Below are 15,932 nucleotides of genomic sequence, written 5' to 3'. Positions count from 1 at the left end.
GACTGTGGCGGGTGAGGGGCGTAACGGGCCCCTTGGCCCTAGTCGCCCAGGGGTTCCATCACATCCTTGCCGCCGCGGTGGGTCAGCACGTTATATTTGATGCGCCGCAGGTTCTCCTGCGCGCTCTCGCCGAGCTTGTAGCCGGCCGCGACCGCCATCAGGTCGATCGCCGCCAGAAAGGCGAAGCGCGAGGCCGTCGGCTTCAGCGTGTCGGGATATTCCGGCACGGCGACGGCGAGCGCGACGTCGCAGGCGCGCGCCAGTCCGCTGCCGGGTGCGGTGATGCACACGGTCTTGGCCCGGTAGTGCTTGGCAAGCTCGATCGCCTCGATCACCTCGCGCGTGCGCCCTGTAGCCGAAATCGCGATCGCAAGATCGTCGGGTTTCAGCGTCGAGGCCGTCATGCGCATCAGATAGGGATCGCTGTGCGCGCTCACCGCCACGCCGTAGCGGAACAGCCGGTATTGGGTTTCCTGCGCGAGCGCCGACGAACTGCCGCCTAGGCCGAACACGGTCACCTGGCGCGCCTTGGCTATGAACTCGGCCGCCTGCTGCAGGCTGGCCGGGTCGAGTTGCCGTTCCGCCTCCTGAAGGGCCTGTCTGGCCTGGCCGAACACTGCGCTCCAGAACGGCATGCCGTTGCCCGTCGATGTTGCGGGCGGCTTCGACAGGTAGAGCGCGCCGACGACCAGGCTTTGGGCGAGCTTCAGCTTGAAGTCGCGCACGCCCTCGCAGCCGATCGCGCGGCAGAACCGTGTCACCGTCGGTTCGCTCACCTCGGCGCGGCGCGCGAGGTCGGCGTTGGAGGCGTCGACCGCGAATTTCACGTCCTCGAGAACGGCGTCGGCCACGCGCCGCTCCGCCGGACGCAGGTCGCCGTAGGAATCCTTGATCTGCGAAATAATGTCGGGAATCGGCTTGGCTTGATGGTCCTCGTCGGCCACAGCCTGGCTGGCCCTCCGGCTTCCGCGCGCTGTCTCGACCATAGGCGCTACCTCTTCTGCCTGGTGCCGGCGGTCCAAGAGCGCCCGGTCCAAAACCATGCCGCATCCACGGCGGACAATCCCCTCGAACCCGTCACGCTGTTCTCGCTCGCTCCACGGCGTCACCCGGTCCAAACGGGGTGTTTTCGGTAGTTATGTAGGAAACTAACACACTTTCTGATTTGTAAAAACCCCTGAAAATATGGCGTTGAGGAGGTTTGATTGGTCCAACTCATCCATTGGCCCGACCAGTACCTTGACAGAAAAGTAGGATAGTTACAGACTGATTTTAATGGATGAGCGGTCGATCTTCGGGGTCGCCGAAAACGATCCGAGGGGCGAATGACGGCAGGCGATGCACAAACCCCGAAGCTGCGTGTCGATGCGGCATCGAAGGTCTATGCCACCGCATCGGGCGACCTTCTCGCGCTCGACCGGTGCAGCCTGGACGTGCGCGCCAACGAGATCGTGTCGATCGTCGGCCCTTCCGGTTGCGGCAAGACCACCTTGTTGTGGTCGATGTCGGGCCTGCACCGGCTGTCGGGCGGCGAGATCCTGCTCGATGGCACGCCGATCACGGGCCCGCATCCCGACATCGGCCTCGTCTTCCAGGAAGCCAATCTTTTGCCGTGGCGCGATCTCGACGCCAATATCCGCTTTCCCTTCGAGATCAAGCGCATCAAGCCCGACCAGCCCTGGGTCGACCATCTGCTCCGGCGTGTCGGTCTCGAAGGTTTCGGCGGCAAGTTTCCGCGCGAATTGTCGGGCGGGATGCAGCAGCGTGCGGCGATGGTGCGCGCGCTGTCGTTACGGCCATCGGTGCTGTTGATGGACGAGCCTTTCGGCGCGCTCGACAGCTTCACCCGCGAGGAGATGAACCGGCTGGTCGAGGAAATTTGGCTCGAGACCCATACGACCATCGTCTTCATCACCCACAGCATCGAGGAAGCGATCTTCCTGTCGGACCGCGTGGTGGTCTTGAGCGGCCGCCCTGGCCGCGTGGCGCGCGAGTTCGCGGTGCCGTTCGAGCGCCCGCGCTCGATGGAGGTGATGGCGACGAAGGAGGTCTTCGATCTGACCAACGCCATCAAGATGGAGATCGTCGGCGGGCGCAAGGCTGCCGCGCCGCAGGTCAAGCCGCAGCAGGAACGCATCGATTAGGGAGCGGTATCGGTGGATCGATCAGACGCTATACCTGAATTCCGCAAGACCGCTTCGGGCGAGGGCGGCGAGGTCAGCCTGACCAACCTGTCGGCTCTGTCGGGCGGCGTCGGCATCAAGTCGACGGCCGAAGTCGTCGCCATCATCGCGGTCGCGGTCTTCGTCGTCGGCGGGGTGGAGCTGGCGTTGCGCGTTTTCGAGGTGCCGCCTTATATCATGCCCACGCCGAGCGCGATCGCGGTGGCGCTGGTCGGCGACTTCCCGCTGATTTTCCCGCATTTGCTGCACACGCTGGTCGAGCTTTTCGGCGGCTTCGCCATCGGCGCCACCATCGGCCTCGTCCTGGCGGCGGTGATCACCCAGTTCCCCTTCGCCGAAAAGATCGTGGCACCTTACATCCTGCTTCTGGTCACGACCCCGATGCTGGCGCTGGTGCCGCTTCTTATCCTGCGCTTCGGCTTCGGCTACGAGCCGCGCATCATCGCCGTCGCGCTCGCCTCCGGGCCGATGGTGATGATCAACGCCGCCACAGGCTTTCGGCGCGTCGACAACGCCAAGATTGCCCTGGCGCGCTCCTACGGTGCCAGCACGCTGCAGATCTTCTGGAAAATCCGCGCGCCGATGGCGCTGCCGATGATCCTTGTCGGGCTGATGATCGGCGCCATCTTCGGTCTGCTGACGGCGGTCGGCGCGGAGATGGTCGGCGGCGGGTTCGGTCTGGGCAATCGCCTGACGACCTATTCCTCGATGATCCAGATGCCGCAGTTCTTCGCCGTGGTTCTCATCCTCTCGACGCTCGGCATCCTGATCTACGTGCTCTTTTTCCTGATCGGGAAGAAGTGGGCGAGCTGGGAAGCCTAGGGGCCGGACCAGGACGATACGGCGCCCGAAGGCCTGACGGGCGTCGATGACAGACCACACAGGCTTAACCGCAGAGGGAAGAGCGCAATGACCGGAAAAAAACCGTCCATTCTAAACATGCAGGCGGGCATCAGCCGCCGTCATTTTCTGCAGGTCACGGGCAAAGGCGTGGTCACCGCCACGGCTCTTGGCGCCGCCGGCTATCTAACGCCGGCACGCGCCGAGCCCTATGACACGTTCACCTGGATCTCGCCGCGCGGCACGCTCGAGGTGCTCGACGACTATCCCTACTGGATCGCCAAGAAGATGGGCTATTTCGACGGTCTCGACACCGAGATGCAGCCCGGCCCGTCCGACGGTACGGCGACGGTGAAATTCGTCGATGTCGGCCAGGCCGACATGGGCTTTCCCTCGCCCGGCGTGTTTTCCTTCGCGCTGCAAAACGGCATGAAGCTCAAGTCGGTGTTCCACATGGGCGCGCGCGACACGTTCTCCATCGCCTTCCGCAAGGGCGAGGGCGTGTCAGACCTCAAGCAGCTCGAGGGCAAGACCATGCTGCTCGGCTCGGCCGCCTGGCAGGCGATCGTCGATCCGATGCTGGCAGCCCAGGGCGTTGACATTTCCAAGGTCGAATATGTCGAGGCCGGCTGGCCCACCTGGGGCACGGCGCTCGCCGGCGGCCAGGGCGACGCGGCGCTCGCCTGGGAGGGACTGCGCGCGGAATGGATCGCCACCGGCCTCGAGTTCGACTACTGGCTCGGCGTCCAGAACTCCAACCTGCCGGCCAACACCTTCGTGGTGCGCAGCGCCGATCTGGAGGATCCCGATCGCGTGGCCTTTCTGGAAAAATACCTGCGCGCCTGGGCGATGGGGCTCGAATTCGGCTACCAGAACCCGCGCGCGGCGGTCGAGGCCGTCTTCGAACAGTTTCCGACCTTCGCCAAGAACACCGGGCCCGAACTCGGCACGTCGTCGATCCTGCAGCAGATCAACGTCTTCCGCGGCGACATGGACAAGCGCGAGGGTTGGGGCTGGCACGACATGTTGAGCTGGCAGGCCTTCTTCGACCAGATCCACGAGATCGGTCAGATTTCCGATCCGGTGAAGGCCGAGGAGGTGTGCTCCAACGCGCTGATCGGCCCGGCCAACGAGTTCGACCACGCCAAGGTCAAGGCCGACGCCGACGCCTACGAATTGTCGGCCGATTTCGCCGGGCTCGACGTCGATAAGATCAAGTCGCAGATGTTCGACGACGCGATCTAGCCCTGACGAGGCGCTTTTGAAGGACATGGCGGGCGGCCTGGAGGGGCCGCCCGTGCGACAGGTCACGAACAACATCTAGGGAGGGCGCAGTGCCTGAAAAACTGAAGGTTCTGGTGGTCGGCCTCGGCAATATGGGGGCGTCGCATGCCAGCGCCTACCATCGGCTCGACGGCTATGAGATCGTCGGTCTGATGAGCCGGTCGATCAAGGGCAAGACGATCCCCGATGAGCTTGCCGGCTATCCGCTGTTCGAGGATTTCGACGCAGCACTCCGCGACGCCAAGCCGGATGTCGTCTCGATCAATTCCTGGCCGAACACGCACGCCGAATATGCGCTCAAGGCGATGGATGCCGGTTGCCACGTCTTCATGGAAAAGCCGATCGCCACCAATATCGCCGACGCCGAAAAGGTCGTCGCCAAGGCGCGCGAGAAAAACCGCAAGCTGGTGCTGGGCTATATCCTGCGCGTGCACCCGTCCTGGATCACCTTCATCGAGAAGGGCCGGACCCTCGGCAAGCCGCTGGTCATGCGCCTCAACCTCAACCAGCAAAGCAGCGGCCCGGCCTGGTCGTGGCACAAGAACCTGATCGATTCCCTGATTCCGATCGTCGATTGCGGCGTGCATTATGTCGACGTCATGTGCCAGTTGACCGGCGCCAAGCCGGTGCGTGTCCACGGGATCGGCGCCAAATTGTGGGCGGACGCCGCCAAGCAGAATTACGGTCATCTCCACGTCACTTTCGACGACGGTTCGGTCGGCTGGTACGAGGCCGGTTGGGGCCCGATGATGAGCGAGATCGCTTATTTCGTGAAGGACGTGGTCGGCCCCAAAGGCGCGGTCTCCATCGTCGCCGGTCAGTCGGAAAACGACAAGCAGGCCGACGAATTGTCGGATTCGGCCGATATCGATCAGCATACCAAGACCGATGCCATCAAGATCCACTATGCCGATGTCGATGACGACAAGAATTTCGTCAAGAAAGACGAAATCCTAAGCATGGAGGACGAACCCGGCCACCAGGAGCTTTGCGATCGCGAACAGGCATTCCTCCTGCGCGCCATCCGCGAGGATCTGGATCTGTCGGAATCCATGGACGCCGCCGTCAACTCCCTGCGCATCGTGCTCGCCGCCGAGCAGAGCATCGAGGAAGGCCGCGCCATCGAGCTTTCCTGACGCCGTCGCCGCCGGGTCAAGGGCCCGGCGGCCGGCTTTCGACCCGCAACCGTTCCGCCCGTCCGCACGCTCGATGCGGCGGCGACTGCGCGTGCCCGGGCGTCACTTTCTTTCGACAGGAGGATACGACATGCCGACAGTCACCGAATCCCTGCTTGAGACCTACACCGAGTCCGACGCGCTCGGTCTGGCGGAGCTTGTGCACAAGAAGGAGGTTTCGCCGGCCGAACTGGTCGAGGCGGCGGTCACGCAGATCGAGCGCCTCAATCCGCGCCTCAACGCGGTCGTCCATCGGCTATACGACATGGGCCGCGCGCGCGCCGAGAGCGTCGACACGGCCGCGCCTTTCGCCGGCGTGCCTTACCTTCTGAAGGAGCTGGCCTCGTCCTGGGAGGGCGCGCCGGTCACCAATTCCTCCGCCTATTTCAAGGACGTCGTCGCGCCTGCCGACAGCGAGGTCGTCGGGCGCATCAAGCGCGCCGGGCTGGTTTTGGTCGGCAAGTCGAACGCGCCCGAAAACGGCTGGTCGATCGCCACCGAGCCGAAGCTGTACGGCCCGACCGTCAATCCCTGGAACGAGGAGGTCACGCCCGGCGGATCGAGCGGCGGCACCGCCGCTGCGGTCGCCTCGCGCATGGTGCCGATCGCCGAGGCGAGCGACGGCGCCGGCTCGATCCGCATTCCCGCCTCGTGCTGCGGCATTGTCGGACTGAAGCCCTCGCGCGGCCGTGTGACGCTGGCCCCGCTCGGCGACTACTGGTACGGCGGCGCCTATTTCCTGTGCTGTACGCGCTCCGTGCGCGACACCGCCGCCTATCTCGATGCCGTTGCCGGCGCCCTGCCGGGCGATCCCTATACGCCGCCGGTGCCGGCCGAGAGCTGGCTGGACTTGTCGCGGCGCGCGCCGAAAAAACTGCGGATCGCCTATTCGGTGACCCCGCCCAACGGTACGGCCGTCGACCCGCAGGTCAGGGCAGCCGTGCTGAACACCGTTGCGACGCTGGAAGGGCTCGGCCATCAGGTCGAGGAATGCGATCTCGACCTCGACGGCGACGCGGCCTGGAGGACCTATACCGACATGACCTGCGTGCAGACCGCGGCCATGTTCGACTGGCTGGAGCCCGCGGTCGGCCGTCCCGTCACGCCGGCCGATGTCGAGCCTGTCACCTGGGCGATCATCGAGCGCGGCCGCGCCACCAGCGGCACCAAGCACATCACCGATGTCGAGGGGATGCGCCAGATCGGGCGTGCGATCGTCGGCCAGTTGCAGCCGTTCGACCTGTTCGTCACGCCGACCCTGACGCAATTGCCGCGCCCGGTCGGCTATTACGACATGTCCGAACCCGACATCGACCGCTACAACGCCAAATGGGCCGATTCCGCCTTTGCCTTCCCCTTCAACATTTCCGGCCAGCCTGTGATCTCGCTGCCGCTGGCCTGGTCTGAAGAGATGATTCCGATCGGCGTCCAGCTTGTCGGCCGCTACGGCGACGAGGCCACCGTTTTGGCCGTCTCCGCACAGCTCGAGGAGGCCATGGCCTGGCGCGACCGGCGCCCGCCGCTCGGCGCCTGATTGCCTTGGCCGGCGGCCGCTTTGCGGTCGCCGGCATGACGAGAGCCTCGACGCGCCCGAGAGGGCCTCATTTCAGATACCAGCCCCAGGGTTCGGCACTGGTGAATTCGGTGATCTGCTTGGTTTCGAGATAGTTCTCGAACCCCCAGCGGCCGAGCTCGCGGCCGATGCCCGACTGTTTGTAGCCGCCCCAGGGCGCCTCGGTGAAGGTCGGCTGCGAACAATTCACCCACACGATGCCCGCGCGCAGCGCGCGCGCCACGCGCGCGGCGCGATCCCGGTCCTGGCTCATCACCGCCGCGGCCAGGCCGAAGCGGCTGTCGTTGGCGAGTGCCACCGCCTCGTCCTCGGTGGCGAAGCGGCGCACGGCCAGAACCGGACCGAAAATCTCCTCGCGCCAGGCGTCGCTGTCGAGCGGCACGTCGCACAGAATGGTCGGCGCCACGAAATAGCCCTTGTCGAAGCCTTCCGCCCGGCCGCCGCACAGTAGTTTTGCGCCTTGTTCGCGGCCGCGCTCGATCGCGCCCAGAACCTTGCGGAACTGCCCCTCGCTGACCAGCGGGCCGAGCAGCACGCCCTCGCGGTCGCCCGCTCCGATCGGGATCCGGCGCGCCTCGTCCACCAGGCGCTCCATCAAACGCTCGTAGAGCCCTTCCTGCACTAGGAGCCGCGAGGTCGCCGAACAGACTTCGCCCTGGTTCCAGAATATGCCGAACAGGATCCATTCCACCGCGGCCTCGATCGAGGCGTCGTCGAAGACGATGAAGGCGGATTTGCCGCCGAGCTCCAGCGAGACGTTTTTGATGTCGCGGGCGGCGGCGCGCATGATTGCGCCGCCGGTCGGCACCGACCCGGTAAACGCGATCTTGTCGACCATCGGATGTGCCGTCAAAGGCGCGCCCGCTTCGGCGCCGGTGCCGGTGACGATGTTGAGCACGCCGGCCGGCACGCCGGCCTCGGCGACGATCCGGCCCAGCTCCAGTGCGCTGAGCGGCGTCAGCTCGGAGGGTTTCAGCACCATGGTACAGCCCGCCGCCAGCGCCGGCGCGGCCTTCCAGGCGGTCATCAGCAGCGGGAAGTTCCACGGAATGATCGCGGCCGCGACCCCCACCGGCTCGCGCCTGGCAAGTGCGGTGAAACGCGTATCGCCGAGCTGCACCGGCTCTTCCTGTTCGCCGTCGAAGCGCGCTGCCAGTTCTGCGTAAAACTCGAAACACCCCGCCGCATCGTCGATGTCCCAGGCCGCCTCCGGCAGGGGTTTGCCGTTGTCGCGGGTTTCCAGCGCGGCCAGATCGTCGGCGCGGGCCCGGATCCCGGCGGCGATGGCGCGCAGATATTGTGCCCGCTGGGCGCCCGTCAGACGGGGCCATGGACCGTCGTCGAAGGCTTTGCGCGCGGCCCGCACGGCGTCGTCTATATCCTCGCCATTGCCGGCGGGAACCTGCGCGAAGCGCTCTTCGCGCGCCGGATCGACGACGTCGAGATAGGTTCCGCTGCGCGGCGCGCGGAAGGCGCCGTCGATGAAGAGATGGTGCGGCATGAAGTCTCCTTTGGATGGGCATGAACCGCGGTTCGGCGGCCAGGCTTGGTCCGGCGTCGGGTGCTCAGTCCGGGCCGTGATCGATGAAGCGCGGTGAGGGCAGGTTAAAGGCGGTGTTGAGGTTCGACAGCACGTCGATCTCGCGCTGCAGCCACTCTACAAAGGCCCAGGCAAGAGGCGATTCGCGCCGCGCGGGGGTGATGATGAAATAGGGATGCGGAGCCGGCACCTCCACGTCGAACAGCCGTACGAGCTGTCCGCGTTGCAGGGCCCCGCCGGCAAGGATCGTGTCGCTGATGGCGATCCCGACACCGTTGATGGCGGCATGCAGCGTGAGATAGGCGTCCGGCAGATACAGGTTCTTGGCGCTGGTCAGTCCGCTGAGCCCGGCGGCCAGAAAATAGCGCGACCAGTCGGTTCGGCTCAGTTCATGGATCAGGACATGTTTGGCCAGATCCCGCGGCCGGCGCAGCGGTTCGCCCTGATTGAGCAGCCGCGGGCTGCAGACCGGAAAATACTGAATGTTGCCCAGCATGGCGAGCCGAGACCCCTCGAAGCGGGAATCGCCGAAGGTGATGATCAGGTCGACCTCGTCTTCGCGCGCCTCGCTCAGCGGCAGAAGCCGCAGCGAGATCGCGCTGCTGTGGACCAGGAAGCGGTCGAGCATGGTGGCGATCCGCGACAACAGCCCCGGCGCGCAGGCAATCCGCAGGACGCGCGGCTCATTGTCCTCCGGTGCGCTGAACTGCAGATTGTCCAGGATCTCGAAGGCCGGGCCGATCTGGCGCATCAACTCGCGTCCTGCCTGGGTAAGTTCGGCACCGCTGCCGCTGCGTTCGAGCAGCTTGCAGTCCAACTCCTCCTCGAGCCTGCGCACCTGATGGCTTACCGCGCTGTGCGTCACGTTCAGCGTCTGTGCGGCACGGCCGACCGAGCCCTGCCGGCCGACAGCGTGGAACGCGCGCAATGCGGTCAGGGAGGGGGGATGGGTCATTCCGGGCGCAAATCATCATTTGTGACAAAAACTCACATAAAAACACGAAAAATTTTCGCTTGATGTGAGCATGACTCACGAACATGGATAGGACAAACCTATGGACGGATCAAGGGAAGCCCCCATTCGATGACTGCGCCTTTCGTGAAACTGGACGGGCTCGGCAAAATCTACGGCCGTATCGCGGCTCTGGACGACGTGTCGCTGACAATCCGGGAAGGGGAGTTCCTGACCTTTCTCGGCCCGTCTGGCTCTGGCAAGAGCACCACGTTGATGGCGCTGGCCGGCTTTATCGACCTCAATCGCGGCCGTGTTCTCTTGGAGGGGCGCGACATTACCGGCCTGCCGCCGGAAAAGCGCGATTTCGGCGTGGTCTTTCAGGGGTATGCGCTGTTTCCCCACATGACCGTGGCGCAGAATGTCGCCTATCCGCTGAAGATCCGGCGCGTCGCCGGCGCGGAGGCCGACACGCGCGTGCGCGAGGTGCTCGAGCGGGTCGGCCTGGCGGCGATGGCCGACAGGCCGGTGGCACGCCTGTCCGGCGGCCAGCAGCAGCGCGTCGCGCTGGCGCGGGCCTTGATCTTCCGGCCGAAAATGTTGCTGCTCGACGAGCCGCTTTCGGCGTTGGACCGGCGTTTGCGGCAGGAGATGCAGCAGGAACTGGCCAGGTTGCACCGCGATTTCGGCACCACCTTTTTGTTCGTCACCCACGACCAGGAAGAGGCGTTGGCGCTGTCGGATCGGATCGTGGTCTTCAACCAGGGCCGGGTCGAGCAGATCGGCACGCCGCAGGAAGTCTACGACCGGCCGGCCAACCGGTTCGTGGCCAATTTCCTCGGCGACATGAATCTGATTCCGGTCCGCGCCGAGGCGCGCGAGGGCGATGTCACGATCTGTCTTTCCGGAACCCGCCGGCTGCGGGTGCGCGAGGAGGTCGCGCCGGGGGCGCAGGGCTGGCTGGCGTTGCGCCCCGAACGCATGGGCCTCAGCGAAACGCAACCCGGCGGCAACGCGCTTCCGGCCACCGTCACCACCATCACCTATCAGGGTACGCATCTCATCCTTCAGCTCGAGGCCGAGGACGGGCTGGCGCTCGATGCACGGCTGGCGGTCACCGATCCGCTCGCCGCGCGGCTCGCCGCCGGCATGGCGGTCTGGTGCCACTGGCCCGAGGAGAGCGGTCACGTCATGACCGAATGAAGCGGGAGCCGACATGGCGACCGCGAACGATCAAAGAGAGGAGACAGGACATGAAGGAAAAGCAGGAATTTTTGGAGGACGCGCTGATGGTCGCGGCGGAGCGCATGAAGCGCGGTCGCCTCAGCCGCCGCGGCTTCAATGCCGGCCTGGCGGCGCTGATGGGCAGTGCCGTGATGGGCGCGGCGCGGCGCGCGCACGCCGACACAGGGCGGGTGGTGGTCGTGAACTGGGGCGGCGACGCCGTGCCGGGGTTCCAGAAAGCCTATGCCGGCTTCGGCGAGGCGTCGGGCCTGGAGCTTCTGGTCGATGGCAGCGGGCCCTCCGAGGGCGCGGTCAAGACCCAGGTCAACAGCGGCGCGGTGCGTTGGGACGTGTGCGACGGCGAGATGTATTCCGCCTACCGCCTCGGCCGTGACGAACTGCTCGAGGCGCTGGACTACGACGTGATCGACAAGTCGCTGATCGATTTCGGTGACGTGCACGACCACGGCGTGGCCAACTACACCTATTCCTACGTCATTGCCTTCGACACCGAGGCCTTCGGCGACCGCCGCCCGACCTCCTGGAAGGATTTTTGGGATGTCGAGACCTTCCCCGGCAAGCGTACTTTGTACCGCTGGATGAGCGCCAATCTCGAATGCGCGCTGCTGGCCGACGGCGTGGCACCGGAGGAGCTCTATCCGCTCGACGTCGACCGCGCACTGGCCAAGATCGAGGAATTGCTGCCGCACATCCTGACCCATTGGGCCACCGGTGCGGAATCGCAGCAGCTTCTGCGCGACGGCGAGGTCGCCATGGGGCAGGTCTGGAACACGCGCGCGGCCCTGATCAAGGAAGACACCGGCGGGCGGGTCGACTGGACCTTCGACGGCGGCATCATCTCGCCCTCGGTGTGGATGGTCCCCAAGGGCAATCCGGGCGGCGCCAAGGCGGCGATGGATTTCATCGCCTACGCACTGCGCCCCGAGGTGCAGGTCAAGCTGATGGAGGCCTATGCCATGGGGCCTGTCAGCGCTGCGGCGAACGATCTTTTGTCGCCCGAACTCGCTTTGGCCAACCCCACCTCGCCGGAAAATTTCGGCAAGCAGGTCCTGCTCAACAACAAGTGGCATGCGGACCATTACGGGGAGACGCTGGAGCGTTATCTCGCGCTGATCGGAGCCTGACTTGATGGCCAGCCCGACCTCCGAAACCCTGAAAATCTGGGTTTTCCTGATTCTGCCGCTGCCGGTGCTCGTGGTGCTGGGATATGTCGTCCCGACCGCGGGCGTGCTGGGCTGGAGTTTCACCCTGCCCGAGCCGGGGGTGCAGAATTATGCGGCGGTTTTGGAATCGCAACGTCTGCAGACCGTGATCTGGCGCACGTTGCGCATCTGTCTGCTGACCACCGTGATCAGCGTCGGGCTGGCCTATCTCATTGCATATCGCTGGCGTTTCGCCACACCGCGCGGCCGGCAACTGATCGAACTGGTCGTGCTGGTCTCGTTCTGGCTGTCGATGCTCATCCGCGCCTTTGCCTGGCTGGTGCTGCTGCGTGGCGACGGGGTCATCAACCAGACATTGCTTTGGCTCGGCTTGATCGAGGCGCCGCTGCCGCTGGTGCGCAACGAGTTCGGCGCGGTGCTGGGCATGGTGCATTTCATGGTGCCGTTCGCCGTGCTGCCGATGCTCAATTCCTTCCGCGAGGTCGACGACCGGGTATTGAACGCGGCCCGTTCGCTGGGCGCCACGCCGGGCCAGGTGCTGCGCGACATCTTCTTTCCGCTGACGCTGCCCGGCATGGCGGCGGCCTCCGGCATCGTCTTCATCTTTTCCCTGGGTTCTTTCGTCACGCCGGCGCTGCTCGGCGGCGGCCGGGCCGTGATGCTGGCCGAATATATCTATCTGCAGATGTTCCAGCTTTCCAATTGGGGCATGGGCGCGACGCTGGCCATCGTGCTGATGGCCATGGTGGTGGTCACGGCGCTGATCTTCGGACGCCTGTTCGGCTTCAAGAACATCGCGGGAGGGCTGAAATGAGCCAGGGTCGTCACTCCTGCTTGCGCCCGGGCCTGCTGCTCAGCCGGCTCGCCCTGGTTCTTGCCTGCGTCTTCCTGCTCTTGCCGATCCTGATCGTCATCCCGCTCTCCTTCGGCGATCAGCGTTATCTGGCCTTTCCGCAAAACGGGCCGTCGCTGCGCCACTACCAGGCGCTGACGGTCGATCCCTGGCTGGGCTCGATCCTGCAGAGCCTGTCGATCGCGGCGACGGTGGCGCTGGTCTCGACCCTGCTGGCGGCGATGTTCGTCACCGGGATCTGGCTCAGGCGTCGTTTCGGCACGCTGTTGACCGGGGTCGTTTTGCTGCCGATCATCGTGCCGCAGGTCGTTTCGGCGATGTCGTTTTATTATCTCGGCGCCCAATTGGGCTTGCTCGACAGCTTCGCCGGCGTCGCCTTCGGCCATCTGTTGATGGTGTTGCCCTATTCGGTCATCACCCTGCTCGTTGCCTATAATCGCATCGATCCGGCCATGTTCCGTGCCGCCCGTTCGCTCGGCGCCTCGGTCGGCAGGGCCGTCTACGACATCCTGCTACCCAATCTGCGTCTCGGCCTCGCCTCCAGCTTCTTCATGGCCTTCCTCATGTCCTGGGACGAGGTTGTGGTGACGCTGTTCATCAGCGGGCTCGACGTCATCACCCTGCCCAAGCGGATCTGGGACGGCTTGCGCTACAGCCTCGACCCGGCGATCGCCTCGGTCTCAACGACAATGGTGGCGCTGACCCTGATCGTCATGGTGGCGCGCCTGATACTGGCCGAGCGGACCGAGCGGGCGCGGCGCCTCGACCCCGACGATTGACGTCGGCCATCTCTTCCATCCTTACGCAACTGCTTTTTTCTGAAGGAGCACCAACGATGCTGACCGCGTTTCCCGCGCATACCTACCGCGCGCGTCTCGAAGCCGTGATGAAACGCATGGAGTCCCGCGGGCTCGATGCGCTGGTGGTCAACTTTCCCGACAACATCAACTATCTCAACGGTTTCGACAGTCTTGGCTTCCTCTGGTACCAGGCGCTCATCCTGTCGCCTAAACTGGCTGCGCCGGTCTTCATCACCCGCACCAGCGAGATTCCCACCACCTGGGAACTGTCCTGCGCTCAGGAGGCCGTCTTCTACGACATCGCCACCCAGGACCCGTTGGAGATCGTCGCCAACATCTTGAAGGATTGCGGGCTCGGCGCGGGGCGTATCGGCCTCGAAATGACCGCCTTCACCTTCACGCCGGCGCAGTACAACGCCCTGCGCGGTCATCTGCCGGAGGCCGACATGCAGGACGCCTCGATCGTGGTGGCCGAGGAGCGCCTGATCAAGTCCGACGAGGAACTGATGTTCCAGCGCAGCGCCGCGCGCATGGCCGACGTCGGCATGCGCGCGGCCTTCGAGGCGCTGCGGCCGGGCGTGTCGGAGATCGAGATATCGGGCGTGGTCGCCCAGGCTCTGGCCGAGGCCGGCAGCGAATACGCCGCCATCAGCCCGATGTGCGCCACCGGCCGCCGTTCGACCATGACCCACGCCATGCCGCATCGCCAGGTGATCAGCGAAGGCGACATCGTCATTCTCGAACATGCCGGCGTCTGCAACCGCTATCACGCCATCCTGATGCGCACCGCCGTGATCGGCAAACCCGCCCCGCGCGTCAGGGAGGTTGCCGACCTGTTGTCGGAATCCTTCCGCGCGGCCATCGACGCGGCCAAGCCCGGCACGCCGGTCGGCAAGGTCAACACGGTCTGCAACGAGATCCTCGACCGTCTCGACCTGTCGCGCACCCGCGTCCACCGGATCGGCTACAGCCTCGGTCTCGCCTATCCGCCGACCTGGCTTGAGGCGATGATGCTCGACGAAGCCGACGACCATGTTTTTGAAAAGAACATGTCCTTCTCGGTCGAGCCCAACCTGTCGCTTTACAGCGAGGGGTTCGGGCTCAAGCTGGGTGATACGGTGGTCTGCGGCGAGACCGGTTCGCAATCCATGTCCGAGCTGTCGCCCGACCTGGTGGTGATCGACTGATGGCCGGGGAGGCGAAGCTGGCCGTGTTCTGGCACCCCGCGGTGCTGGAACACGACACCGGGGAGGGGGTCTTCGAGGCCCCGCCTTCCGCGCTTCTGGCCGAGCAGGTGCGCCATCCCGAAAGCGCGCCGCGGCTCGCCAACATGAAATCGCTTTTGGAACGCGGCCCGGTGCGCGAGCGGATCGCCTGGCACGACGGCCGGCTGGCGACCGACGCCGAGTTGACGCTGTTCCACGCGCCGGCCTATCTGGACGAAATCCGCGCGGCCGATCGCGAGGGACGGCGTTTTTCCGCAACGACGCTGATGTCCAAAGGCAGTTTGCGCGGGCTGCTTGCGGCGGCCGGCACGACGGTGGCGGCGCTGGAACATCTGTGCGACACCGGTCAGGTCAGCATGGCGCTGATCCGCCCGCCGGGCCACCACGCCGCCCCGGCCATGGCGGACGGCTATTGCTTCTTCAACAATAGCGGCATCGCCGCGCGCGTGGCGCAGCGCCGCGGCCTGGCGCGCGTGGCGGTGATCGACTGGGACGTGCATCACGGCAACGGCACGCAGGAGGGTTTTTACAACGATCCGGACGTGCTCACCGTTTCGCTGCATATGGATCACGGCGCCTGGGGGCCGACCCATCCCCAGACCGGCGGCACCGAGGAGACCGGTCGCGGCGCCGGCATGGGCGCCAATCTCAACCTGCCGCTGCCGATGGGGTCCGGCGACAAGGCCTATCTGGCCGCCTTCGACCGTTTCGTCCTGCCCGCGCTCCAGCGTTTCGGCCCCGATCTGATCATTGTCGGCAACGGCCAGGATCCCGGCCAGTTCGATCCCAACGGGCGTCAGATCGTCACCATGGCCGGCTTCAACACGCTCGCGCGCCGGGCCCGGGCCGCGGCCGACAGGCTGTGCGGCGGCCGCTTGCTGGTCGTCCAGGAGGGCGGCTACAACCCCGCCTACGCGGCCTATTGCCTGCACGCCACCGCCGAAGGTTTCCTGGACCTGCCGTGCGGCCTCGCCGACCCGCTGGCCTTCATGCCGGAGCCGGATGCGCGCGTGGAGGCCGATATCGCAGCGCTCGCCGAACGCCTCGCCGCCAGCGGCTGGCGTTTCGATCCGTGAGCGGGCCGGGGCGAGCCGACGC

General features: G+C 65.5%; 14 protein-coding genes. 11 read left to right on the top strand and 3 right to left on the bottom strand.

Translation table 11 applies throughout. The annotated features are described in order from the left end of the window. Nucleotides 1–38: 38 nt before the first annotated feature. The gene (locus C7T96_RS03385) at nt 39–986 is read right to left on the bottom strand and encodes a MurR/RpiR family transcriptional regulator (protein ID WP_106569723.1); all 948 of its coding nucleotides are present in this window, start codon (nt 984–986) and stop codon (nt 39–41) included. A 339-nt stretch (nt 987–1,325) separates the two neighbouring features. On the opposite strand from C7T96_RS03385, the gene C7T96_RS03380 reads away from it, so the two are divergent. The 5 genes from C7T96_RS03380 to C7T96_RS03360 all read left to right on the top strand — a co-directional run bounded on the left by C7T96_RS03380 (nt 1,326) and on the right by C7T96_RS03360 (nt 7,016). After that, on the top strand, nt 1,326–2,144 hold the full coding sequence (locus C7T96_RS03380; protein ID WP_106569722.1) for an ABC transporter ATP-binding protein: 819 nt from the start codon (nt 1,326–1,328) through the stop codon (nt 2,142–2,144). A 12-nt stretch (nt 2,145–2,156) separates the two neighbouring features. Further along, nucleotides 2,157–3,005, top strand: a complete 849-nt coding sequence (locus C7T96_RS03375; protein WP_106569721.1) for an ABC transporter permease — start codon at nt 2,157–2,159, stop codon at nt 3,003–3,005. Nucleotides 3,006–3,092: 87 nt separating this feature from the next. Continuing rightward, on the top strand, nt 3,093–4,268 hold the full coding sequence (locus tag C7T96_RS03370) for an ABC transporter substrate-binding protein (protein WP_106569720.1): 1,176 nt from the start codon (nt 3,093–3,095) through the stop codon (nt 4,266–4,268). An 89-nt stretch (nt 4,269–4,357) separates the two neighbouring features. Continuing rightward, complete coding sequence (locus C7T96_RS03365) at nt 4,358–5,443, top strand: Gfo/Idh/MocA family oxidoreductase (protein ID WP_106569719.1); 1,086 nt, start codon at nt 4,358–4,360, stop codon at nt 5,441–5,443. A 130-nt stretch (nt 5,444–5,573) separates the two neighbouring features. Continuing rightward, nucleotides 5,574–7,016: an amidase gene (locus C7T96_RS03360; RefSeq protein ID WP_106569718.1), complete on the top strand. Its 1,443-nt coding sequence runs from the start codon at nt 5,574–5,576 to the stop codon at nt 7,014–7,016. Between the two features lie 67 nt (nt 7,017–7,083). Here C7T96_RS03360 and C7T96_RS03355 read toward each other — a convergent pair whose 3' ends face one another. Then, complete coding sequence (locus C7T96_RS03355; RefSeq protein WP_106569717.1) at nt 7,084–8,556, bottom strand: aldehyde dehydrogenase family protein; 1,473 nt, start codon at nt 8,554–8,556, stop codon at nt 7,084–7,086. 64 nt (nt 8,557–8,620) lie between these two features. Beyond that, on the bottom strand, nt 8,621–9,550 hold the full coding sequence (locus C7T96_RS03350; protein WP_106569716.1) for a LysR substrate-binding domain-containing protein: 930 nt from the start codon (nt 9,548–9,550) through the stop codon (nt 8,621–8,623). Nucleotides 9,551–9,679: 129 nt separating this feature from the next. On the opposite strand from C7T96_RS03350, the gene C7T96_RS03345 reads away from it, so the two are divergent. The 6 genes from C7T96_RS03345 to C7T96_RS03320 are packed head-to-tail and all read left to right on the top strand — an operon-like array spanning nt 9,680 to nt 15,910. Beyond that, complete coding sequence (locus C7T96_RS03345) at nt 9,680–10,750, top strand: ABC transporter ATP-binding protein (protein ID WP_106569715.1); 1,071 nt, start codon at nt 9,680–9,682, stop codon at nt 10,748–10,750. Nucleotides 10,751–10,800: 50 nt separating this feature from the next. Further along, nucleotides 10,801–11,916: an ABC transporter substrate-binding protein gene (locus C7T96_RS03340; protein ID WP_106569714.1), complete on the top strand. Its 1,116-nt coding sequence runs from the start codon at nt 10,801–10,803 to the stop codon at nt 11,914–11,916. A 4-nt stretch (nt 11,917–11,920) separates the two neighbouring features. After that, nucleotides 11,921–12,769 carry an ABC transporter permease gene (locus C7T96_RS03335; RefSeq protein ID WP_106569988.1) on the top strand — a complete coding sequence of 283 codons (849 nt, stop codon included), beginning with the start codon at nt 11,921–11,923 and terminating at the stop codon, nt 12,767–12,769. Next, nucleotides 12,766–13,587 carry an ABC transporter permease gene (locus tag C7T96_RS03330; RefSeq protein WP_106569713.1) on the top strand — a complete coding sequence of 274 codons (822 nt, stop codon included), beginning with the start codon at nt 12,766–12,768 and terminating at the stop codon, nt 13,585–13,587. Before C7T96_RS03335 ends, C7T96_RS03330 begins: the two co-directional genes overlap by 4 nt. A gap of 56 nt (nt 13,588–13,643) precedes the next feature. Further along, a complete protein-coding gene (locus tag C7T96_RS03325) occupies nt 13,644–14,795 on the top strand; it encodes a Xaa-Pro peptidase family protein (RefSeq protein WP_106569712.1) in 1,152 nt (383 codons plus the stop codon). After that, nucleotides 14,795–15,910 carry a class II histone deacetylase gene (locus tag C7T96_RS03320; RefSeq protein ID WP_199190397.1) on the top strand — a complete coding sequence of 372 codons (1,116 nt, stop codon included), beginning with the start codon at nt 14,795–14,797 and terminating at the stop codon, nt 15,908–15,910. Before C7T96_RS03325 ends, C7T96_RS03320 begins: the two co-directional genes overlap by 1 nt. The last annotated feature ends 22 nt before the right edge of the window (nt 15,911–15,932 follow it).

Source organism: Nitratireductor sp. StC3, assembly GCF_003015025.1.
Lineage (GTDB): Bacteria > Pseudomonadota > Alphaproteobacteria > Rhizobiales > Rhizobiaceae > Mangrovimarina > Mangrovimarina alexandrii.
The sequence above is the reverse complement of the archived record's forward strand: the minus strand, read 5'-3'. Positions and strand labels throughout refer to the sequence as shown.

Bases quoted from the DNA above. Each gene is read 5' to 3' on its own strand.
- C7T96_RS03385 (WP_106569723.1), bottom strand. From the start codon at position 986: ATGGTCGAGACAGCGCGCGGAAGCCGGAGGGCCAGCCAGGCTGTGGCC.
- C7T96_RS03380 (WP_106569722.1), top strand. From the start codon at position 1,326: ATGACGGCAGGCGATGCACAAACCCCGAAGCTGCGTGTCGATGCGGCA.
- C7T96_RS03370 (WP_106569720.1), top strand. From the start codon at position 3,093: ATGACCGGAAAAAAACCGTCCATTCTAAACATGCAGGCGGGCATCAGC.
- C7T96_RS03360 (WP_106569718.1), top strand. From the start codon at position 5,574: ATGCCGACAGTCACCGAATCCCTGCTTGAGACCTACACCGAGTCCGAC.
- C7T96_RS03355 (WP_106569717.1), bottom strand. From the start codon at position 8,556: ATGCCGCACCATCTCTTCATCGACGGCGCCTTCCGCGCGCCGCGCAGC.
- C7T96_RS03350 (WP_106569716.1), bottom strand. From the start codon at position 9,550: ATGACCCATCCCCCCTCCCTGACCGCATTGCGCGCGTTCCACGCTGTC.
- C7T96_RS03345 (WP_106569715.1), top strand. From the start codon at position 9,680: ATGACTGCGCCTTTCGTGAAACTGGACGGGCTCGGCAAAATCTACGGC.
- C7T96_RS03340 (WP_106569714.1), top strand. From the start codon at position 10,801: ATGAAGGAAAAGCAGGAATTTTTGGAGGACGCGCTGATGGTCGCGGCG.
- C7T96_RS03335 (WP_106569988.1), top strand. From the start codon at position 11,921: ATGGCCAGCCCGACCTCCGAAACCCTGAAAATCTGGGTTTTCCTGATT.
- C7T96_RS03330 (WP_106569713.1), top strand. From the start codon at position 12,766: ATGAGCCAGGGTCGTCACTCCTGCTTGCGCCCGGGCCTGCTGCTCAGC.
- C7T96_RS03325 (WP_106569712.1), top strand. From the start codon at position 13,644: ATGCTGACCGCGTTTCCCGCGCATACCTACCGCGCGCGTCTCGAAGCC.
- C7T96_RS03320 (WP_199190397.1), top strand. From the start codon at position 14,795: ATGGCCGGGGAGGCGAAGCTGGCCGTGTTCTGGCACCCCGCGGTGCTG.